This is a genomic window from Paraflavisolibacter caeni (assembly GCF_025628885.1).
GTDB classification, from domain to species: Bacteria; Bacteroidota; Bacteroidia; order Chitinophagales; family Chitinophagaceae; genus Flavisolibacter; species Flavisolibacter caeni.
This window is the reverse complement of the sequence record NZ_JAOTIF010000002.1, coordinates 144079-164484: the sequence shown is the minus strand read 5'-3', so window position 1 is coordinate 164484 and position 20406 is coordinate 144079. Positions and strand designations below refer to the sequence as shown.

The window sequence follows — 20406 nt, the reverse complement described above, 5'->3', positions numbered from 1 at the left end:
ATAATTTATTACAAAATCTACCACTGTCCATTTGCCACAGGCGATCCAGCTGTTACCCGTTTATTAAATACTTTCTTCAGTATCTCTGTCGTGCGGGCCGCAGGATTTTCCCTAATGTTGGCCTCCTCTTTAGCTATCTGGTCGAATAATGTGGCAACAGCCCTATCTGCGACGTACGCTGTAAGATCTGGATTTAACTTGTTTACAGTTGTCGGGAAACGATTGTAAGTAGTAATCAGTTCATCGTAGTATTTAGTAGCACTAAACTTCTCCAGGGACCCCTTGATCACTGGCGTAAAAGCATTGATCAAATTGTCTGTTGTCTTTAGCCTGAAGTACTGTGTGGCAGCATCTTTGGGTCCTTTGATAATACCCAAAGCATCATTGATGGTCATTGCTTTGATTGCATCCAGAAAAACAGGACGGGCAAAGCCTACTGCATCCTCTGCAGCACGGTTAATCTGAAGAACGGCTTTATCTACCAAAGGGCTCATTCCCAGTTGCCGCATGGTACTCTCAATTTTCTGGGCTTCTGGTGGTAGTAATAACTTATAAGCCTGGTTGCCAAAGAATCCATCGGTCACATTGAGCGTTTGGATTCCCCTGCCTACCCCCTGATCCAGGGCTTCTCGGATTCCCTGAGCTGCCTCTTCCTCACTAATTAAAGGACTACTGCCAGAAACATTAGACAATACATCACATGACATCAATCCAACACTTATCATAAAGGAAAGGAATATAGCTTTAAACATAAGGTTCAGTTTATTTGTTATTTCCAAAATACCTGCCAGTTTCATTTCGGTTACAATGGGATGAGTTTGCTGATCATGATCATATAATGAGATCATATTGCGATTATCAGGAATAAATACCTCAATATTCTTTACATAGGGCTTCTGCATAGGATAAATTCCTTCAAAAATGACCAAAGAAATACTCAAACAAAGCATTCCCACCCTTTTTTCTCCTAGCTTCCCTACTTTTGCGCAACAAGTTTTTATAGTATGCAGTCTACGCATTTATCAGAGCAGGAAATTGTACGCAGAGAAAAGTTGGCAGAATTGCAAAAAATGGGCATTGACCCCTACCCTGCCGCCTTATATCCCGTAAATACATATTCAACAACCATTAAGAATTCATATCACGACGACAGGAAGGAAGAGTTCGCAGATGTGTGCCTGGCAGGCCGCATCATGAGTGTGCGCGATATGGGTAAAGCATCCTTCGCCGTTTTGCAAGACTCACATGGACGTATCCAGTTGTACATCCGCAGGGATGACCTGGCCAAAGGGGAAGACACTTCTCTTTATGACCAGGTTTGGAAAAAACTATTGGATATCGGTGATATTATTGGAGTGAAAGGCTTTGGATTCCGCACTAAAACCGGTGAAATCTCCGTGCATGTAAAAGAATTGGTTGTATTGGCAAAATCACTCAGACCATTGCCGATTGTGAAGGAAGCTGAAGGTCAGGTATTTGATGCCGTTACTGATCCGGAATTTAAATACCGCCAGCGTTATGCAGACCTGGTCATTAATCCTTCTATTAAAGAAACGTTCTTAAAACGTACGAAGCTGATTAACTCGATCCGGGACTTTTTGAACAACCATGGTGCACTGGAAGTAGATACGCCTGTATTACAAAGCATTCCTGGGGGTGCAGCGGCCCGTCCGTTCATTACCCATCATAATGCCCTGGATGTACCATTTTACCTGCGTATTGCCAACGAATTGTATTTAAAGCGACTGATCGTTGGCGGCTTTGACTGGGTGTATGAGTTCAGCCGCAACTTCCGCAATGAAGGTATGGACCGTACACACAATCCAGAGTTCACCATTCTTGAGTTTTACGTTGCGTATAAAGATTACCTGTGGATGATGAATGTCACTGAGCGTCTGCTGGAGAATGCGGCAGATAATGTTACTGGCACCACCGATGTACAGGTGGGAGAAAACATCATCAGCTTTAAAGCTCCTTTTAAGCGCATTTCTATCTATGATGCTATCAAAGAGCATACAGGATTTGACGTGAGCCAGATGGATGAAGCAGCTCTGCGTGACGTGTGTAAACAATTGCGCATTGAAGTAGACGAAACTATGGGACACGGCAAGCTGATTGACGAGATCTTTGGTGAGCGTTGTGAGCACCACTATGTGCAGCCTACGTTCATTACTGACTACCCTGTAGAAATGAGCCCGCTGACGAAGAAGCACCGCAGCAAACCCGGACTGGTAGAGCGCTTTGAATTGATCATCAATGGTAAAGAAATTGCCAACGCTTATAGTGAGTTGAACGATCCTATCGACCAGCGTGAGCGTTTTGAAGAGCAAGTGCGTTTGATGGAACGTGGCGATGTTGAGGCCATGTACATTGATTATGACTTCCTCCGTGCCTTGGAATACGGCATGCCACCTACATCTGGTATTGGTTTTGGAATTGACCGCCTGTGCATGCTACTTACCAACCAGCCTTCTATCCAGGATGTGTTGTTATTCCCGCAAATGAGACCAGAGAAGTTTGAAGTAGAGACAGAAGAGGATAAAGATGTTTCCTGTTAAATATTAATACACTATATACCCTTTACAAAAGATATGTTTTCCTAGTCTTTTGTAAAGGGTATTTTATTTTAAGGGCACTCAATTTAAGGTAAGTGCCTTTTATCCAATAAACAAGTCAGGCATTAGACTTTCTGATGGATTTACTGCATATTGGCTCAAGTCAGTAATACCCTCTTCCTTCAGCACCTCTTCATCGATAAAGAAATTACCAGTACAAGAAGACGAAGGCCTGCGTAAGATGTAATATGCCGCTTCAGCAACAATCTCAGGCGTCCGGCTTCTCTGCACCATAAAGTCACCACCCAACAGGTTTTGTACAGCAGCAGTGGCAATTGTGGTTTTGGGCCATAGCGCATTGACAGCAATATGGAGCTGCCGTAGTTCTTCTGCCAGCCCATTTACAACCATGCTCATGCCATACTTGCTCATTGTATAAGCTAAATGAGGAGCGAACCATTTAGGGTTCAGATCCAATGGAGGGGATAGATTTAAAATATGCGGGTTCGCAGACTTTTTGAGATGAGGAATACAAGCCTTGCTCATAAAGAATGTTCCGCGCACATTGATGTCATGCATCAGGTCGTAGCGCTTAGGGTCTGTTTGTTCTGTAGGAGTAAGGCTAATGGCACTGGCATTATTGACTAGGATATCAATTCCACCAAAGGTTTTTACGGTTTCTTCCACTGCAGCCATGATCTGGTCTTCAAAGCGGATATCTACCTGGAGGGGTAGCGCCTTGCCGCCTAATGCTTCTATTTCTTTTGCTGTTTCATAGATCGTGCCTTCCAGTTTGGGGTGCGGTTCTGTGGTTTTGGCAGCAATGGCTATCCTTGCTCCTTCTTTTGCTAAACGGAGGGCAATGGCTTTACCGATGCCGCGTGAAGCACCTGTAATCAATACTGCACCAGTCCCTCTAAAGGGAGCAACTGCATCAAACTGTGTTTGTAAACTCATATGATTTCATTAGAAGGGAAAATCAATAAAACATATCAATGCTCTGGCATTGATCACAACTCTTAAAGAGTGAATTGTATTAGAAATCTGGTAATTTGGGTTTGGTGTGCATAATATCTTCTATTTGCTGCATTACTTCTGGGGTCAGTTTATTCATTTCGCCCAGGGCTTTCAAATTCTCCGTTAATTGCTCCCTTTTGGTAGCTCCAAGGATGGCAGTAGTGACTTTGGGGTTTTTAATAGTCCATGCAATGGCCAGAGTGGCAACCGGTATGCCCAGTTCGCCGGCAAAGTCGGTGAGCTTTCTAACTTTCATCAACTTGTCCTCCATCATCCACTGATCGCGCAACCAGTCAAAACCTTCCAGGGCAAAGCGACTATTCTCGGGAATTCCTTTGTTGTATTTACCTGTCAGCAGTCCGGATGCCAGGGGACTCCATATTGTAGTGCCCAAACCCACAGTTTTAAAGATCATCAGGAAATCTTTTTCCATTTTATTCCGTTCTAATAGGTTGTATTGGGGCTGCTCAACAGCCGGACCTATCAGTTTGTATTCCTGTGCTACCCGGTGGGCTTCCATAATTTCCACCCCGCTCCATTCAGATGTGCCCCAGTATAAAATCTTCCCTTGTTGCATCAATATGTTCATAGTCCACACGACTTCTTCTATAGTCACATTCTTATCGGGACGGTGACAGAAGTAAATATCCAGGTAGTCAGTTTGAAAACGCTTTAAGGCTTCATGGCATGCCTCAACTAAATGTTTGCGACTAAGGCCAGTTTGATTGGGTTTGTTCTCAGGTCCGCGACTGCCAAAGAATGCTTTACTGCTAATGGTATAGGAAGTACGGTCCCAGCCTTTTTTCTTTAAGACGCGGCCCATTTGCTTTTCACTTTCGCCACGAGCATACACTTCGGCATTATCAAAGAAGTTCACGCCGTTATCATATGCAAGTCCCATCAGTTCATCAGCAATACCATCATCGATCTGTTTATGAAAGGTTACCCAGCTGCCAAAAGATAATACGCTCAACTGCAAGCCAGTTTTTCCCATGCGTCTGTATTCCATACAATGAAGATTTCGAATTATGATTTATGAGTGCTCTATAATGGAAGATACAACAGGTTTAGGGAATGACGAATGATTCGAATGACGAATGGGAGAAAGGTAAAGTGAGGGGGGTCAAAACTTTGAAAGTGGGGGGTTTGTGTTGTACCTTTAGGCGCAGTTCCACTGCCTCCGTTCTGGGCTTTTTAGGGCGTTCTGCCTGTAGGTTGTTTTCCCCTTCTTTATGAGCATTTGCTGCATTCAGATCGAAGCATAGTCGAAGGATAGTCGAAGGATGATCGAAGGATGGTCGAAGTAGTCTAACCTTAAGTACGGCTAAGGTATGGCTCAAGTACGGAGTAGGTAGGGAGTAAGTATGGGGTAAGTATGCTTGATCTATACTTGACCTATGGAAGAGAGAAGATTTGGGATTTCGGATTTGGAAGTTGATAGAGTGTTGGAGGGAGTAAAATTTACCATTTTCATACTTTATCCTAGGCTTTGGTATGCCTTTGATATGCCTTTGGTATGGAGTATCTATACTGCAGGTACACTTAAGCAACGTAGGATGAATGCGGGGATTGGAGATTTTAGGAAGTGCGATTTGAGAAAGTAGATAAAAAATTAGCTGATAAAGCAAGTCGGAGTTGGGTGAACTTGCTTTATCAGCTAATGGTTTGATATACCTATAAAATTCTTAAGGAGCCATGTTTTCCGGCATGGTCACTGTTCCGGTTGGTTCAAATATAGTCCAGAGACTAAGGTCCTCCTGGGCTTCTAGGCCTTTGCCCCCATAGATAGTTTTGTCGACGGTCTTCAGACGCACCTGTTTGTCGGTAAAGAATTTATTAGTGTTCTGATCCCACCAAAGTTCCGGGGTACGAAGTGTATCGCCTTTGACACTGGCCACCACTACACTATCGCGCAACAAGACCTTATTACTCGACTCCATGTATTTTGCATAAAGGGCATCAAGTTCACTTTCCTTTTTGCCCGTGCTGTCGTAAAAGTCGACATGGAGTTTTTTGGGAAACTCGATGTAAGAAGTATCCACCTGATAACGAAGCATGATAGGAGCAGACAGCTTTGCTTTCATCCGGCCTGACTGACTGAAAAGACTCACAACATTACGAGCCTCTTCAACCATTACCCTCTTTTCATTCAAAGCACGAACCAGGTTTTCATCATTCTCACAACTTATCAGGAAAAGACTGATGAACAGCAATGCCAACAAGTTCCTACCCTCTTTCTTATTCATAACGTCTCTTGTTAAACCAAAGGTCGCTGAAGTTCAATCCTAAAGAAATTTTGAAGAGATTTTCTTTCAGCGAGTTATCATTATTTCCTCTTTTAGCATATTCTAATGCAAGATTAATGATCGTATACTGGTAAGGACTCAGGCGGCTGGGTGCAATCGGCAAGCCAAGGCCAAAAGTGATACCATATTGAGGCAGGTCGCTGCCGACATTGACATAATCAGGACCAAAGTAAAAGCCAGCGCGGTAGGTAACATTACTAAAATAGTTACGCGTAGGCTCCGGACGGATTTGACCACCGACACGGAATTGCCAGCTATCCTGCACAGAATCTACCTGACCGAAAAAGCGGTATTCGCTCCATTTGCTCTGCATAAGCTCTGCGCCCAGTAACCATCCATCTCCCTTAGCCTTTGTACGCTGCAACACAAAACCTGCCGTATAAGATGAAGGAAAAACAATATCCCCTTTGATGCCTTTTTGCTCATAAACACTGTCCTGAATTGCCACACCAATGTTAGCATTGGGGACAACTGTTTGTACAGTAATATCCTGGGTGGCACCTAAATTCTGCTTCCAATTGCCGGCCAGGCCCAATCGCAAACTTGTCTGTTTGGACAATTTTACCAGATATTGAGCACCGGCATTAAAAAACAGATCGCCAAAAGAAGAAGATGTCGAATGTTTGGAAGTATTATAAACAGCAGAATCGTTGAACACAGATCTCGTGGAACTAAACTCTTTATTTCCGAACATATATCCCATATTGACACCAAGGCTCAGATTCTTGATAGCAAAGCCAGTACCTATTGTAGGCAAAAAAGTGCCGCCCTCACCATCAAATTCAGTATAAGCACTATCATTCAGTTCATTTTCAAATAATAACTCTCTCCGTGAAACTTTATACTTGATTTTAGAAACGGGACGAAGGCCAAAGCTCAAGCCCCAGTTATTCCTCAATGGAATACCTAACTGGAGGTAAGAAAAGTTAGCATATGTGGAGCTAAACTTTTCGGGCTGGTTGGGGTTACGCAAGGTACGGCTTTCGATGTTGATACCTGCATCCAGCAATACCCGGCCTGATACAGGCTTTTTTGACTTATCCTCAAGAAATGTACGGAAAGAAGAATAAGAAGCCGGATTGTTGAAGTTAGAGGTCAAAAAGTCCGAATAGGCTACCGAGATGTTCCCCATAGCACGGTTTACCACATTGGTGGTAGGCACCAGATCGCCCAAACCGTAGCGCGAATAAGGTGAATTGTTCTGTGCATTTGCCTGAAAGGCGCTGAACAGTAGCGTGGTACAGATGATTTTGGCTGAGTATCTTTTTATAGAGCTAAACATTATTGACTTGGCTGATTGCATACAATCCTTTAAATATGAGATCAAAACTTGCAAATATCTTATTTTTCAAATGGGGCTCAAAAAAGGCTATATCCCCCCCGGTTAAAAGCACGTTAAAGTTGGTGTACCTGCTACGGTATTCATCAATCACGCCGTCTATTTCTTTTGCCATTCCATATACGACACCCGATTGCAGGTTGGTAGCTGTATCATATCCTACCAGAGGCACATTCCAGTCGCCTTTTACCAATGGAAGCTTGGCCGTGAACTGGTGCATGGCTTTAAAGCGCATTTCCATACCCGGAGAGATGGAACCACCAAGGAACAATCCGAACTTATTGATGAAATTATAGGTAATACAGGAGCCTAAACCTATTATCAATGTGTTCCTGTTTGGAAAAAGGTGCACCGCCGAAGCTAATAATGCCAGGCGGTCGGCGCCGATTGTTTCAGGCTTATTGGTAGCGACCCGAAAAGGCAGCACAGAATCTTTATTGAGCAGGTGGAAACGCGTTTTGCTTTGCAGCAGGCTTTCTACAGCAGGATCGTGGTGAATGACCGATGAAAGAATGCTAGCCTTAGGTTTGTGCTGCTCTAAAATGGCCTGGAGCTGGCTTACCGGATCTTCATTGAAATAAAAAACCTCTTGCACATCGCCGCCATTTACCAGTGCGCCTTTTTGCCTTGTATTGCCAAAGTCAAGGCAAAGCGTTGAATCTTGAGACATGCGGCAAAGGTATAGGAAGTTTGAAGTTTGGAGTTGCGGTAGCTTACTGGATATATTCTTTAGCAATCTGGAATGATTCAAACTGTTTTCTTTTTTCCACTTACATATGGATTGCCTTTAATATAGAAGCGATAATCGAGCAAAGCATGATCACCAGCATAATGCACACCGATCCGGGGTGAAGTAACAATTAATTTTTGATCCAGAATAAGGCCATCATCTGCTATAAAGAGTTCTTTGCTTTGCAAGGACAAGCCACATTGGGAGGTATGAAAGCCAAATGCTTTTCCGACATTGCCTGGCCCCCTGGTGAGGGCATGATCCAATACCTTTTTACCAGTACGTTCCAGCATGATCTCCACACCTTCCATTGGCTCAACGGCTCGAATAAGAATAGCATGTGCCGTTCCTTTCATATTTGTAACAATGTTGAACATTTGGTGGATGCCATAGCACAGGTACACATAGGCCACGCCGCCATCGCCGAACATGACTGTGGTTCGAGGTGTTATACCCCTGTAAGCATGCGAGGCCATATCCAATTCTCCAGCATAAGCTTCAGTTTCCACAATCCGTCCTGAAGTATATTCTCCATTCCAGTTTGTCACCAAAACTTTGCCCAGCAGTTCCCTGGCTATTTGCAGCACATCCGGCCGGCGGTAAAACGAAACAGGAAGAATCTTCATTTATGATTCATAATTTTTGTTAGACCACTCTCCCAAAATAAAATTCACTGCAACGAAATTCAGAATTTACAGCCTCAGTTTCCTATTTTCACATTACAATACCAGGTCAACCTGTTCCGCATTGCGGGAATAACTAATCACTATATTAAACTATCCGCTTGCTAAAAGAGATCATCATAGCCATTCAATCGTATTTCGAAGCGCACAAGTTCATTCGGCAGCATCGCTTATGGAAGTGGATACTCATACCCGGCATTATTTATACCATTTTATTTATTGTCGGCATGTATTTTTTCATTGTATCGTCCAGTGAAGCTGTTGACTGGCTGAGTCGACAGATAGGATTGCAGGCATGGCTCCAAAAGCAACGCAGCGAGTTTTTGAGCTTCCTCTTTATGATGGCAGGAGTGGCGCTGCAATTATTGCTCCTATTATTTTACTTTTCGCTCTTCAAGTTTCTTTTCCTTATTATCGGCTCGCCGGTCTTTGCCTATCTAAGCGAGAAAACTGAAAGCATCCTTGAAGGAAGGGATTTTCCTTTCAGTTTTAAACAGTTGATGAAGGACATCATACGCGGCATCAGTTTGGCGCTTCGCAATTCGCTTTGGCAAACCGTTTATACAACCACGTTGATCATTCTTTCACTGGTTCCAGTATTTGGCTGGCTGGCCCCCGCCATTGCCTTATTCATTGAATGTTATTATTATGGCTTTTCCATGCTTGACTACAGTTTCGAGCGCAAAAGGCTATCATCTGCCGAAAGTATTGACTTCATAAGCAAGCACCGCGGCCTAGCTGTTGGGAATGGAATGGTATTTTACCTAATGCACGGGTTTATCCTGGTTGGCTGGGTATTAGCGCCAGCCTATGCAGTAGTTGCTGCTACACTAAGCTTATATGAAGTAAAACTAACTCCAGAGGCAAGTACGAGGTTAGAAGCCAGAAGTTAGAAGTTGTCCCTTGTATCCTGAAACTTGTACCTTGTGCACCTAATTTTCATTTATCAATGGCCGTTTACCTGATACCTACAGTTTTACACGAAGGACAAACAGACTGCTTACCCCATTATATTTTAGATGCCGTAAAGCAATGCACAACCTTTTTCGTGGAGAACGAACGCACAGCGCGACGCTTCTTAAAACTGCTTTGGAAGGAAATGGTAATTGATCAATACACCTGGCACAACATGAAAGAAGCAGGGCCAGAGACCATTTCGGCATTTAAAGAAACTTTGAAGAGAGGTGAGACAGTAGGCATTATCAGCGAAGCCGGTTGTCCAGGGGTAGCAGATCCAGGACAAGTATTGGTGGCAGCGGCACAGGAGATGAACATAACCGTAAAACCTTTGGTAGGACCTAACTCTATATTGTTGGCACTCATGGCCAGCGGCATGAACGGACAGCAGTTTCAATTTGTGGGTTACTTACCTATAGATGCGGCGCAACGAATAAAGGCGATCAAAAGCCTGGAAGCTGAATCAAGTCAGAAATCCTGCACACAGATCTTTATTGAAACGCCATACCGCAACAACCAGTTGCTCGAAACCATTACCAAGACCTGCCATCCACAAACAAAGATCTGCGTAGCAGTTGACCTGACAGCTCCGAGCGAAATGGTGCAAACCAAAACAGCCCAACAATGGAAATCAGCCATTCCACAGTTGCATAAGAGGCCCGCCATCTTCCTGATGTATGCAGGAAATCTTTGAGATCATTAGATTCATATACAAAGACCCTATTGACAGGAAAGTTTCTTCGCTACATCTGAGCAAACCTTAGTATATTTCTACTATGCTATAACAGTTTTGACGTGCTTGATGAGGAACTCTTCAGTTTTCTTTCAAATCATTGTGCATGAAGGCTCTTCTGCTATTTATAATGATTTCCCTTTTCCTCTTATCGGTAAAGATAAGTTCAGCACAGAATGGACAGTTGACCTTTCATCATGTGCCATCGCCCAAAGGTGCAATTTCGACCGCCGCCGTTACCATAGTACAAGATCCACAGGGTTATATGTGGATTGGAAATTACGGATTGCACCGCTACGACGGCTACCGCTATACTTCTTACTACAATGATCCCATGAATCCGAACTCTTTACCGGATAACCGGGTGGAGGCCGTCTGTGCCAGTCGAAACGGGACAATATGGGTCAGTGCGTTCGGTTACGGACTCGATCATTTAGATCCTGCAACAGGCAAGTTCACTCATTACCGCCATAATCCAAAAGATCCTAACAGCCTGAGTACCGATACAGTTACGGCCATCATAGAAGATCAAAAAGGTATCATCTGGGTAGGCACACACAATGGATTGAACCGCTTTGATCCAAAGACAGAAACAGTTAAGCGATTTCAATACAACCCAATTGATCCAACAACTTTAAGCAGTAACCAAGTGCGAGCCCTATACGAGGACCGGCAGGGAACCATTTGGGTAGGTTGCGGAAGCATATGGAATGAAGAAAACCAGATGAAAAAAGGAGGTCTAAACCGATTGGATCAGAAAAAGGGAACCTTTACCCGGTATCTACATGATGCGAAAAACCCACAAAGCCTTATTGATAACCGCGTACGAGCCATGTTTGAAGACAGCCGCGGCACTTTTTGGGTAGGTACAGCCGGCGATGGACTGCATACGATGGACAGAAATAAAGGGACCTTTGAACGGCACTGTTACGATCCAGCACATCCTGAAAAGATAAGCCGGCCACCTCTAAGAAATATTTTTCCATGGGCGGATGACCATGTTACTTTTATTACAGAGGACAGAACCGGGGCATTATGGATTGGCTCGATGACTAACGGAATTAACCGTTACGATCCGAAAACCAGAAAAATAACCTACTTCCCGAATTTTAAGGATACTGAAACGGGTGTGATGACCAATGTTATCGGAGGAGCAGCTTGTGTATCCCGAGAAGGCGTGTTATGGATTGGTTATTGGGAGGGCTTGTTTCGTGTTGATCCATCGCAAAAGAGTATTCCTTACTTTGCTACCGGAGGGCAGGTTTACAGTATTTATGAAGACACTTCCAAGGTGTTGTGGTATGGCACTTTTGAGGGACTTATTCGTAAAGACCTAAAGAACGGAACTGAAAAGCGGTTTATTTCTGATCCCCACAATTCTCGAACAATCAGTAATAACCGGGTCAATGCTATTTGCGAAGGCCGACAAGGAGAACTGTGGATTGGTACAGATAAAGGCTTAAATCGTTTTGACCGGAAGACGGGTACATTCAAGCGTTATGTATCAAGTAGCGATGAAGATAGCAGTTTGATGAACAGTACGATCACCTCCATTTATGAAAGCCGGCAAGGATCGTTACTGATTGGCATTGGTGGAGCTGGCGCAGGAGTTTTTCGGATCAACCCTCAGAATGGTTCGTTCAAGCACTATCATAATCATCCTACTGATACTAATAGCCTTAGTAATAATATTGTTCGCTGTATTTATGAGGATAGGTCTGGTAATATCTGGATCGGAACCTACCTGGGAGGCTTGAACCTGTTATCGCCACAAGCTGATCGTATCCAAAGATTTCTTTACGGAGTCTGGATTAGCAGTCTAGTTCAGGATTCGGATGGCATCCTTTGGTTAGGAACATCCAACGGCCTTTACCGAAGCAATGCTGCTTTGAATAGCTTTTCCCGATTTACTGGCCCTAATGCCGAGCTAGGGGGAGATGTATTTGTAAATGGAATTTTGGAAGACAACCAAAAAGCCTTGTGGATCAATGCATCCGATGGGATATACCGACTTAATCGCACGAGAAACAAAGTAATACCTTTTAGCAGGCATAAAGGACTATTTGATTACCGAAGAGCGGGTTGTTATAAAGGAAAGAGCGGGGACCTTTTTTTCTCAGGGCCCAATGGTTACTATGCCTTTTTGCCCGAGCAACTAACAGGCAACACACAACCTCCGGAGGTTGTGTTATCAGCATTCCGGCTGGGTGATCAAAGTATCATTCCCGGCGGAGAAAGCCCATTAAAGCAGCCGCTATGGCATACAAAGGAAATTCAGCTTCATCATAATCAGAATACTTTCTCTTTTGACTTTGCGGGCATTCATTTCAGGGATCCTGAATCAAACCAGCACCTATTTATGCTGGAAGGGTTGGATAACACCTGGCGCAGAGCAGGAGAAGAAAAAACAGCATATTATTATAATATACCTCCTGGTCATTACACTTTCCGTATCAGAGCTGCTAACAGTGATGGGATATGGGCAGAAAAAAGTATAGGTATCGTCATTTCGCCGCCCTGGTGGCGCACATGGTGGGCATATACATTATATGGCTTATTGTTTATAGGCGGTGTGTTGGCTGTGCATCATTACCAGCGTAAGCGGCTTATCCAAAAAGAGAGAGAAAAGACCAGGGCAAGAGAACTGGCACAAGCAAAAGAAATTGAAAAAGCATATGCGGAACTCAAAGCCACGCAAGCATATTTGATCCAGAGGGAAAAAATGGCATCTTTGGGTGAGCTTACTGCCGGTATTGCTCATGAGATCCAAAATCCACTCAATTTCGTCAATAATTTCTCGGAAATTAATTTAGAACTGATTGAAGAATTGACCAAAGGGGTAAATGACCCGAACGAGTTAGGAGCATTGGCTGCCAATATTAAAGTTAACGAACAAAAAATCCATCAACATGGTAAACGTGCAGCCTCTATTGTGAAAAGCATGATGGAACACAGCCGTACAACTCCGGAACAGAAAGAACTCACCGATGTAAATGATTTGGTGGACGAATACTTAAGACTTGCCTATCATGGAATGAGAGCAAAAGACAATGTCTTTCATGCCAATGTAGAGACGCTTTTTGACCCTCACCTAGGAGCTTTAAACATTAATACACAGGCTATAGGCAGAGTGTTGCTCAACCTGTTTAACAATGCCTTTTACTCTGTAAATGAGAAAAAGAAACAGATCAATGAGGCATATGAACCAACTGTTACCGTCAGTACAAAGAAATTAAACGGCATGGCCGAAATCAGTATTCTGGACAATGGCACAGGCATACCCGATACAGTAGTAGACAAAATCTTTCAGCCTTTCTTTACCACGAAACCCACAGGACAAGGTACGGGCTTAGGCCTGTCCTTGAGTTATGATATTATTACCAAAGAACATGGAGGAGACTTGAGCGTTGAGACTAAAGAGGGCGAGTATGCCAGATTTTTCATCCAACTGCCCTCACAGTGATCGACCCGGCATGTGTGTATGAGGTATTTTGAACTACCTTAGCCCTCGAAAAATATATTTATGCGCATAGGGATAGTTTGTTACCCAACTTATGGGGGCAGTGGAGTCTTGGCAACGGAGCTTGGGAAGGCTTTAGCCCAGAAAGGGCATCATGTACATTTTATTACTTACCAGCAACCGGTAAGGCTGAATGGTTTTGTCCCCAACATCTTTTATCACGAGGTACAAGTGCCGACTTACCCTTTGTTTGATTACCCACCATATGAAACTGCGTTGGCCAGCACGATGGTTGATGTTATTAAAAACAACCACCTCCAACTATTACACGTGCACTATGCCATTCCCCATGCTTCTGCCGCTTATATGGCAAAGAAAATACTGGAGCAGGAAGGCTTGGACATACCAGTGATCACCACCCTGCACGGAACAGATATCACATTGGTGGGCAAGGATAAAACCTATGCACCGGTAGTTGCTTTCTCGATCAACCAGAGTGATGCCATTACCGCAGTTTCCAAGAATCTCTGCGATGAAACCTATAGCACCTTTAATATTAAAAAACCCATCGAGGTGATCCACAACTTCGTGGATGTGGACCGGTTCAACCGGAAGCCACTAGATGCCTTCCGCAAGGTGATTGCCCCCAATGGGGAGCGTATTTTGCTTCATGCCTCCAACTTCCGCAAGATCAAGCGGGTGCAGGATGTAGTGAAAATTTTTAACGAGGTAAATAAACAAGTCCCCAGCAAATTGCTGCTTGTCGGTGATGGCCCAGAAAGACCAACAGCCGAAGACCTCAGCCGTTGTTTAGGTATTTATGAATCCATCAGCTTTGTGGGTAAACAGGAACAAATGGAAGACATACTGGCTATTGGGGATCTTTTCCTTTTGACCTCTGAATATGAGAGTTTTGGACTTGCTGCACTAGAAGCCATGGCTGCTGGCGTACCTGTTGTTTCCACCAATGCTGGCGGGTTGCCAGAAGTGATTGTTGAAGGTGTAACAGGCTACATGGGTGATGTTGGCGATGTAAAGACCATGAGTGAGCAGGCTATTTCTATTTTGCAAAATGATGAAATATTACAGCAATTCAAGGAAGCTGCGGCCCAGCATGCTAAAAAATTCGATATCCATAACATTGTGCCTCTTTATGAAGAGCTATATGAACGCTTCCTGGAGAAAGCCACGGTAAGTTGAATTATTTATTGATATCTTTTAAGCAAAACATGTACATAAAAAAGGGTATGTTGTTAGCATACCCTTTTTCAATATCAATTATTCAGAAGCCTATCTAAGCCAAGGCTCAGGATTTACATTTCTCGTTTCTACCATCAGCAGGAAGTCGACTTTACCGCCACTACCGCCTTCATCATCTGTTCCGGCACGGCCAATTGTCTGGCCTGTTCTAACTGTAGACCCCCTACTTACGCTTACAGAACCCAGACTACTGTAAATGGTAAAATACTTACCATGTCGTATGATCACTGTCATACCGTCACCCATGTTAGCCACCGAGCTCACTTCACCATCGAACACGGCTTTTACCGTTGTTCCGGGGGAAGGTGTGCAAATCGTAATGCCAGGATTGTCGCCTGTCAGTTTAGTACCAGGTACAGTATAGGTACCATATGGGATACAAACATTGCCATTATCTACCGGCCACGGCAGGCGGCCACGGCTACCAGCGAAATCGTTTGCCAACTTTACGTCTTTATCATTAAGCGTCAAATAGCTACCAGATGTTTTACCAGGCGCTGTGGTTACCGGGTTCTCGACAGCAGGCTCTTCAGTTGTTGGTTTAGTGGTTGTTGTACCTGTTTTGGCCCCAGAAGCAGCTTTGGTATCAGCATCTCTTTTTCTTTTTTCCTCGGCCAAACGTCTTGCCTCTGCTAATTCAGCATCCCTCCTTCTTCTAGCCTCTTCCTCAGCTTTCTTTCTCGCTAATTCTATTTCCCTACGGATTACGGCTGCGATGGCACCCTTTAATTGAGCATCACGTTTCTTACGAGTAGCAATTTGTTTGGCCAGATCTTTTTCCTGGGACTTCAGTTTGCTCACCACAGCATCTTTCTCCTTCTTCTGGTCTCCCAAAACTCTCATTTGCTGTGTCTGGTTTTGGAGGGCGGAGTTCTTTTGGGTCTTTTTCCCTAAAAGCTGGTCTTTTCGATCCTCGATGAGCCTCTGTGTTTCCAAGATATTAGCTACCTGCTGTTGGCGATAAGAGCGGTAAGACTTTAAATAGGTCACCCTTTTTAGTGCATCATTAAAGCTACTGGCAGAGAAGATGAAATTCAAGTAATCGTAGTTGCTGCGGTTTTTATATGCATACACCACGCTGCGGGCATATTGGGTTTTTAAAGTATCAAGTTGTTTTTTCAGGCGATTGATCTCGAGGTTGCTGAGATAAATGTCATCTGTAATGATCCTGATTTCCTTGTTGATGTTATTAATATACTGCCCCTGCAGGTTCATTTTGCGTTGCAACAGGGTCAACTGGCCAATGGTTTCCTTTTTCTGTCCTTTCACTTTTTCATAGACAGACTGTATCTCACTAAGCTCTTTTTGAATAGCCTGGCGTTCCCTTTCCATTTTGGCTTTGTCCTGTGCCACCTGCCCGAAGCTTAAAAGGACAGCAAATAAACTGGCAGTTAGAACAATAGCTTTTTTCATTCAAAATATATTTAATAAAGTTTGGTCTCTATTTATCGTGGATAGTTGGATCCTTCTACAAATTTGAAATTTTTATTACACAGAGCACTCTTTTAAGTTGTTAAGGCAACTCTAAACTCAAATTTTCAAACCAGAATCTTATAACGTAATAACTGAGTTTAAATTTTACTGTGTTTATAATTCTTGGGGATGGAGAATGGAAAATTTACATCTCCATTAAACTCATATTGCTTAAACTCAAGCCCTACATCGAGTTTCTTTTTCTCCACGACAGTAATTTTTCTTTTCTCAGCGAACAAAACACCATTTTTGTTTTCGTAATTGTTGTAGGTAAGATCTGCAGTCCTGCTCCTGGTAATATCGGCATCATCCAACTTGCTTCTTAATAATTTCTTGTCATTTTCATTTATAGTTACCATATTCTTGAACCATTTGCCCAGGCTTAACAAAGAAATAGTATTGTCGTTTGCTTTGGTAAAAGAAACAAGGTTGCTGTCCAGAAAAATTACATTACCAATAATCAGGTCCTGCAGAACGGTAAGGTTAAGCGGAAGTGTAGTTATTTCCTGCAAATAGTCAATGCTACGTACAGTATATACTTTATCCTGTTTGTTCAGCATTTTAACCGAATCCTTAGTCACCATTAAACGGATAGCTTCTATACCCAACACGGCATTTACCGACATCCAGATAACGCTGTCTTTCTGCATGCGCACATTTACATTGAGGTCGTATTTTTTATCACTGGCATCGCGGTAGTCTACATTAATCTTGGCTGAAAAAGTTTTAAAGTCTATCCGTTCTGAATCAATAGAGCTTAAAAGACTTTTCATATAGGCAGCTGAATCGAAGGTTTCCACAGGCGGGGCTATCCTTACGGCCTCCGTTGTATCTTTTTGGGCTATCGCTGTTTGGATTTTTTTTGTTGACCGGCAGGAAGCTAAGAGCAATACCGCTAAAAGAACGCTTAAAACTCGCATCATGATTTATATTTTTCCTGTTGAACCAAATCCGCCTTCGCTTCTTGAAGTTTGAGAAAGCTCCTCTGCGGGTGTCCACGTTATTTTTTCTACTTTTTGAATGACCATCTGAGCAATCCGATCTCCATCATGAATGACGGCCTTTTCGCTGGAAAGATTAATTAAGATAATCTTAATTTCTCCCCGGTAATCACTGTCAATCGTTCCAGGCGTATTCAGGCAGGTAATCCCATGCTTAATAGCCAGGCCGCTGCGGGGCCGGATCTGTGCCTCATAACCATCAGGTATCTCCACGAACAAGCCGGTAGGTATCAACATTCGTTGCAATGGCTGCATTTCTATCGACGTTTCCAGGAATGCCCGAATATCCATACCAGCTGCCCCCTCAGTGGCATAATGGGGTAAAGGATTGTTTGAGCGGTTGATGATCTTTACTTCTATCGGCATCGGCCAAAGATAAAGAGTTCGGGAGTGAAAATTAAATTACCTGAAGCAGTACAGTAGCATATGCAACCAGACCTTCCTTGCGTCCAACAAAGCCCATTTTCTCGGTGGTTGTCGCTTTTATAGAAACTGCTTTTTCAGAAATGCCTGTGATTGAAGCAATCGTTTGCTGCATTTGAGGGACAAAGGGCTTGATCTTAGGCTCCTGAAGGCAAAGGGAGCTGTCGATATTTACTAATTGGTAACCTTCTGCCTTTACTATCCTTACAGTTTCTTTTAAGAGTATTTTGCTGTCAATGTTTTTATAGGTTGAATCCGTATCCGGGAAGTGGACACCAATATCACCGAGGCAGGCAGCTCCCAGCATTGCATCACAAATTGCATGCAGCAAAACATCTGCATCGCTATGACCAATTGCACCCTTATCGTGTGGGATATGAACACCACCGATCATTAAGTCCCTTCCTTCTCCCAACTGGTGAAAATCAACACCAAATCCTATTCTGAAAGACATATTTTTTGCCGCAAAGATAGAGGGAGTTTGAGTTTATAGTTGGAAGTTTGGAGTTGGGGGAAGTTTACTTGCTGCCATTTTTCCTGCTCCAAACAATAAAATCTGTTGCTGGCAATTTCTCAACGCCTAACTGCCGTAGCATATTAACTATTTGCCCACGATGATACGTACCATGATTAAAGAGGTGCAACAGCATTTGATACACGGGCTGTTTGAACTGTTCTCTTTTGGAGTTCTTATAATGAAAAACATGTTCCAGCATTCGTTCCGTCGCATCCTGCACCCATTGCTGCCATTGGGTATTTTGCTGTAAAAGGGCTTGTAACGCCTCCTGAGTATTACCATCAAAGGTGTCACTCGGTCTATCAATCCGCTCCTGTAATTTCAATCGTTGCCACCAGATACTTTCTGCGTCCAAGAGATGCAGAACAGTTTGATGCAGGCTATTAAAGCTGCTGGGAATTATAGCAGTCAGCTTTTCAGGCGGCAATGTATTCATTACAGCCATCAATTGCTGGTTTGCCCAGGTATTATAAGCAGCGTATTGCAGGAGTAATTCTTTCATGATTAAAATTCAAAGCAAAATTGGTACACAATTCAATAAAATAATCCCTTTTTTTATTATTCATGCCACATGAATAAAGAAGCCCTCCCAATGTATTTGTAAAGAGCAGAAACCGGTTCGGGCAATTCATTATTACATTTGCCTCACGTTTTCATTCAAATTATTACTATGGCAGACCATCCATTCATTTTTAGTGGTTTTGGTTCGGCAGCTGTACATGGCGGGCATGAAGAAGATCCGCGTCATGCACATGTTACCCCAATCTATGCAACCAGCACTTTTCGATTTGATACGGCAGAACAAGGTATGAGGCGTTTTACCGGAGAAGAACCAGGATACATCTACTCTCGCTGGGGCAATCCTACTTTTACAGAAGCAGAAAATAAAATAGCGGTATTAGAAGCCTTCGGTTTGAATCTGCATGTAAAAGGCCTTCTTCACGCATCCGGGATGGCAGCTATTACCACGCTAATGCTGAGCAATCTCAAAGCAGGCGACAAGATACTGACCCATTACTCTCTTTATGGCGGAACAGAAGAACTGGTGCTTAAAGTGCTTTCGCAGATTGGTATTGAAGCCATTATTTCGGATCTACGCGACCTTGAGACAGCTGAGCATATCCTGAAGCAAGACAAGGGTATTAAATTGATGTACCTGGAAACACCGGCCAATCCCACTATCCGTTGTGTGGATATAGAAGCATTGACCACCTTAGCCAAGAAGTACGGGATCAAGGTGGCCTGCGACAATACATTTGCGACACCATACTTGCAGCAACCTTTCCGTTATGGTGTTGACTTTGTGATTCACTCTACTACCAAATTCCTGAACGGGCATGGCAACATGATCGGCGGCATTTTGCTGGGCAGAGATATTGATTTCATGAAAGCGAAAGTGACCAAAACACAGCAGCTACTGGGAGGAAATGCCAATCCTTTTGATGCATTTCTTTTGAACAATGGATTAAAGACATTGGAACTGCGCATGGAGCGTCATTGCAGCAATGCAATGACTGTGGCAGAATACCTGGCACAGCATCCCAAAGTGTCTGGAGTAAACTATACAGGCTTGTCTTCTCACCCGGACTATGCTTTGGCTCAAAAGCAAATGCGGCTAGGCGGCGGCATGTTGAGTTTCGAATTAAAAGATGGCTTCAACGCAGGTGTGCGGTTTATGAATCGCCTTCAAATGTGTGTGCGCACTGTATCGTTGGGTACCTGTGACACACTCCTGTGCCATGCAGCATCGATGACGCACTATGGAATTCCCAAAGAGCAAAGAGAACAATATGGCATTACCGATGGTCTCATTCGCATGAATGTAGGAATTGAAAATTCCGTGGATATCATTGCAGATTTGGAAGAGGCGTTGGGATGACCAGGTATTGCTATATCGAAATTTTGAGATTTTGGGATTGGGTTTTATTTGGATATTGGGAATATTCAATTAT

18 protein-coding genes are annotated in these 20406 nt (G+C 43.4%); 6 read left to right on the top strand and 12 right to left on the bottom strand.

What is annotated here, in order from left to right:
- Nucleotides 1–17: 17 nt before the first annotated feature.
- Nucleotides 18–950 (bottom strand): DUF4197 domain-containing protein, encoded by a 933-nt coding sequence (locus OCK74_RS04795; protein WP_279295866.1) that lies wholly within the window; start codon nucleotides 948–950, stop codon nucleotides 18–20.
- Between the two features lie 54 nt (nucleotides 951–1004).
- Here OCK74_RS04795 and lysS point away from each other — a divergent pair, with 54 nt between their 5' ends.
- Nucleotides 1005–2558: a lysine--tRNA ligase gene (gene lysS, locus OCK74_RS04790; RefSeq protein ID WP_279295865.1), complete on the top strand. Its 1554-nt coding sequence runs from the start codon at nucleotides 1005–1007 to the stop codon at nucleotides 2556–2558.
- A 99-nt stretch (nucleotides 2559–2657) separates the two neighbouring features.
- Here lysS and OCK74_RS04785 read toward each other — a convergent pair whose 3' ends face one another.
- The 6 genes from OCK74_RS04785 to OCK74_RS04760 all read right to left on the bottom strand — a co-directional run bounded on the left by OCK74_RS04785 (nucleotide 2658) and on the right by OCK74_RS04760 (nucleotide 8573).
- Nucleotides 2658–3512 carry an SDR family oxidoreductase gene (locus OCK74_RS04785; protein WP_279295864.1) on the bottom strand — a complete coding sequence of 285 codons (855 nt, stop codon included), beginning with the start codon at nucleotides 3510–3512 and terminating at the stop codon, nucleotides 2658–2660.
- 79 nt (nucleotides 3513–3591) lie between these two features.
- Nucleotides 3592–4581 (bottom strand): aldo/keto reductase, encoded by a 990-nt coding sequence (locus OCK74_RS04780; protein WP_279295863.1) that lies wholly within the window; start codon nucleotides 4579–4581, stop codon nucleotides 3592–3594.
- A gap of 676 nt (nucleotides 4582–5257) precedes the next feature.
- A complete protein-coding gene (lptC, locus tag OCK74_RS04775) occupies nucleotides 5258–5818 on the bottom strand; it encodes an LPS export ABC transporter periplasmic protein LptC (protein ID WP_279295862.1) in 561 nt (186 codons plus the stop codon).
- Entirely contained in the window at nucleotides 5811–7181 is a 1371-nt protein-coding gene (gene bamG, locus OCK74_RS04770; RefSeq protein WP_279295861.1) for a BamG family beta-barrel-assembly machinery protein, read from the bottom strand. Before bamG ends, lptC begins: the two co-directional genes overlap by 8 nt.
- On the bottom strand, nucleotides 7153–7887 hold the full coding sequence (locus tag OCK74_RS04765; protein WP_279295860.1) for a type III pantothenate kinase: 735 nt from the start codon (nucleotides 7885–7887) through the stop codon (nucleotides 7153–7155). The genes bamG and OCK74_RS04765 overlap by 29 nt, the downstream gene beginning before the upstream one ends.
- A 77-nt stretch (nucleotides 7888–7964) precedes the next feature.
- A complete protein-coding gene (locus OCK74_RS04760; protein WP_279295859.1) occupies nucleotides 7965–8573 on the bottom strand; it encodes a DNA-3-methyladenine glycosylase in 609 nt (202 codons plus the stop codon).
- A 158-nt stretch (nucleotides 8574–8731) separates the two neighbouring features.
- Here OCK74_RS04760 and OCK74_RS04755 point away from each other — a divergent pair, with 158 nt between their 5' ends.
- From OCK74_RS04755 to bshA, 4 genes are all read left to right on the top strand, one after another.
- Nucleotides 8732–9523: an EI24 domain-containing protein gene (locus OCK74_RS04755; RefSeq protein ID WP_279295858.1), complete on the top strand. Its 792-nt coding sequence runs from the start codon at nucleotides 8732–8734 to the stop codon at nucleotides 9521–9523.
- Nucleotides 9524–9579: 56 nt separating this feature from the next.
- Entirely contained in the window at nucleotides 9580–10281 is a 702-nt protein-coding gene (locus tag OCK74_RS04750; RefSeq protein WP_279295857.1) for an SAM-dependent methyltransferase, read from the top strand.
- A 145-nt stretch (nucleotides 10282–10426) separates the two neighbouring features.
- The gene (locus OCK74_RS04745) at nucleotides 10427–13783 is read left to right on the top strand and encodes a two-component regulator propeller domain-containing protein (protein WP_279295856.1); all 3357 of its coding nucleotides are present in this window, start codon (nucleotides 10427–10429) and stop codon (nucleotides 13781–13783) included.
- Between the two features lie 60 nt (nucleotides 13784–13843).
- The gene (bshA, locus tag OCK74_RS04740) at nucleotides 13844–14980 is read left to right on the top strand and encodes an N-acetyl-alpha-D-glucosaminyl L-malate synthase BshA (RefSeq protein WP_279295855.1); all 1137 of its coding nucleotides are present in this window, start codon (nucleotides 13844–13846) and stop codon (nucleotides 14978–14980) included.
- Nucleotides 14981–15070: 90 nt separating this feature from the next.
- On the opposite strand, the gene OCK74_RS04735 is transcribed toward bshA, so the two are convergent.
- The 5 genes from OCK74_RS04735 to OCK74_RS04715 form a co-directional block, all read right to left on the bottom strand.
- A complete protein-coding gene (locus tag OCK74_RS04735; protein ID WP_279295854.1) occupies nucleotides 15071–16453 on the bottom strand; it encodes a murein hydrolase activator EnvC family protein in 1383 nt (460 codons plus the stop codon).
- Between the two features lie 158 nt (nucleotides 16454–16611).
- Nucleotides 16612–17436: a lipoprotein insertase outer membrane protein LolB1 gene (gene lolB1 / locus OCK74_RS04730; RefSeq protein WP_279295853.1), complete on the bottom strand. Its 825-nt coding sequence runs from the start codon at nucleotides 17434–17436 to the stop codon at nucleotides 16612–16614.
- Between the two features lie 3 nt (nucleotides 17437–17439).
- Entirely contained in the window at nucleotides 17440–17880 is a 441-nt protein-coding gene (dut, locus tag OCK74_RS04725) for a dUTP diphosphatase (protein ID WP_279295852.1), read from the bottom strand.
- A 31-nt stretch (nucleotides 17881–17911) separates the two neighbouring features.
- Nucleotides 17912–18391: a 2-C-methyl-D-erythritol 2,4-cyclodiphosphate synthase gene (gene ispF / locus OCK74_RS04720; RefSeq protein WP_279295851.1), complete on the bottom strand. Its 480-nt coding sequence runs from the start codon at nucleotides 18389–18391 to the stop codon at nucleotides 17912–17914.
- Nucleotides 18392–18455: 64 nt separating this feature from the next.
- Nucleotides 18456–18956 (bottom strand): DinB family protein, encoded by a 501-nt coding sequence (locus tag OCK74_RS04715; protein ID WP_279295850.1) that lies wholly within the window; start codon nucleotides 18954–18956, stop codon nucleotides 18456–18458.
- A 168-nt stretch (nucleotides 18957–19124) separates the two neighbouring features.
- On the opposite strand from OCK74_RS04715, the gene OCK74_RS04710 reads away from it, so the two are divergent.
- Nucleotides 19125–20333 carry a trans-sulfuration enzyme family protein gene (locus tag OCK74_RS04710; protein WP_279295849.1) on the top strand — a complete coding sequence of 403 codons (1209 nt, stop codon included), beginning with the start codon at nucleotides 19125–19127 and terminating at the stop codon, nucleotides 20331–20333.
- The last annotated feature ends 73 nt before the right edge of the window (nucleotides 20334–20406 follow it).

Excerpts from the sequence above, each read along its gene's own strand:
- OCK74_RS04795 (WP_279295866.1), bottom strand. The coding sequence starts at position 950 with ATGCTTTGTTTGAGTATTTCTTTGGTCATTTTTGAAGGAATTTATCCT.
- lysS (WP_279295865.1), top strand. The coding sequence starts at position 1,005 with ATGCAGTCTACGCATTTATCAGAGCAGGAAATTGTACGCAGAGAAAAG.
- OCK74_RS04785 (WP_279295864.1), bottom strand. The coding sequence starts at position 3,512 with ATGAGTTTACAAACACAGTTTGATGCAGTTGCTCCCTTTAGAGGGACT.
- OCK74_RS04780 (WP_279295863.1), bottom strand. The coding sequence starts at position 4,581 with ATGGAATACAGACGCATGGGAAAAACTGGCTTGCAGTTGAGCGTATTA.
- lptC (WP_279295862.1), bottom strand. The coding sequence starts at position 5,818 with ATGAATAAGAAAGAGGGTAGGAACTTGTTGGCATTGCTGTTCATCAGT.
- bamG (WP_279295861.1), bottom strand. The coding sequence starts at position 7,181 with ATGCAATCAGCCAAGTCAATAATGTTTAGCTCTATAAAAAGATACTCA.
- OCK74_RS04765 (WP_279295860.1), bottom strand. The coding sequence starts at position 7,887 with ATGTCTCAAGATTCAACGCTTTGCCTTGACTTTGGCAATACAAGGCAA.
- OCK74_RS04760 (WP_279295859.1), bottom strand. The coding sequence starts at position 8,573 with ATGAAGATTCTTCCTGTTTCGTTTTACCGCCGGCCGGATGTGCTGCAA.
- OCK74_RS04750 (WP_279295857.1), top strand. The coding sequence starts at position 9,580 with ATGGCCGTTTACCTGATACCTACAGTTTTACACGAAGGACAAACAGAC.
- OCK74_RS04745 (WP_279295856.1), top strand. The coding sequence starts at position 10,427 with ATGAAGGCTCTTCTGCTATTTATAATGATTTCCCTTTTCCTCTTATCG.
- bshA (WP_279295855.1), top strand. The coding sequence starts at position 13,844 with ATGCGCATAGGGATAGTTTGTTACCCAACTTATGGGGGCAGTGGAGTC.
- OCK74_RS04735 (WP_279295854.1), bottom strand. The coding sequence starts at position 16,453 with ATGAAAAAAGCTATTGTTCTAACTGCCAGTTTATTTGCTGTCCTTTTA.
- lolB1 (WP_279295853.1), bottom strand. The coding sequence starts at position 17,436 with ATGATGCGAGTTTTAAGCGTTCTTTTAGCGGTATTGCTCTTAGCTTCC.
- dut (WP_279295852.1), bottom strand. The coding sequence starts at position 17,880 with ATGCCGATAGAAGTAAAGATCATCAACCGCTCAAACAATCCTTTACCC.
- ispF (WP_279295851.1), bottom strand. The coding sequence starts at position 18,391 with ATGTCTTTCAGAATAGGATTTGGTGTTGATTTTCACCAGTTGGGAGAA.
- OCK74_RS04715 (WP_279295850.1), bottom strand. The coding sequence starts at position 18,956 with ATGAAAGAATTACTCCTGCAATACGCTGCTTATAATACCTGGGCAAAC.
- OCK74_RS04710 (WP_279295849.1), top strand. The coding sequence starts at position 19,125 with ATGGCAGACCATCCATTCATTTTTAGTGGTTTTGGTTCGGCAGCTGTA.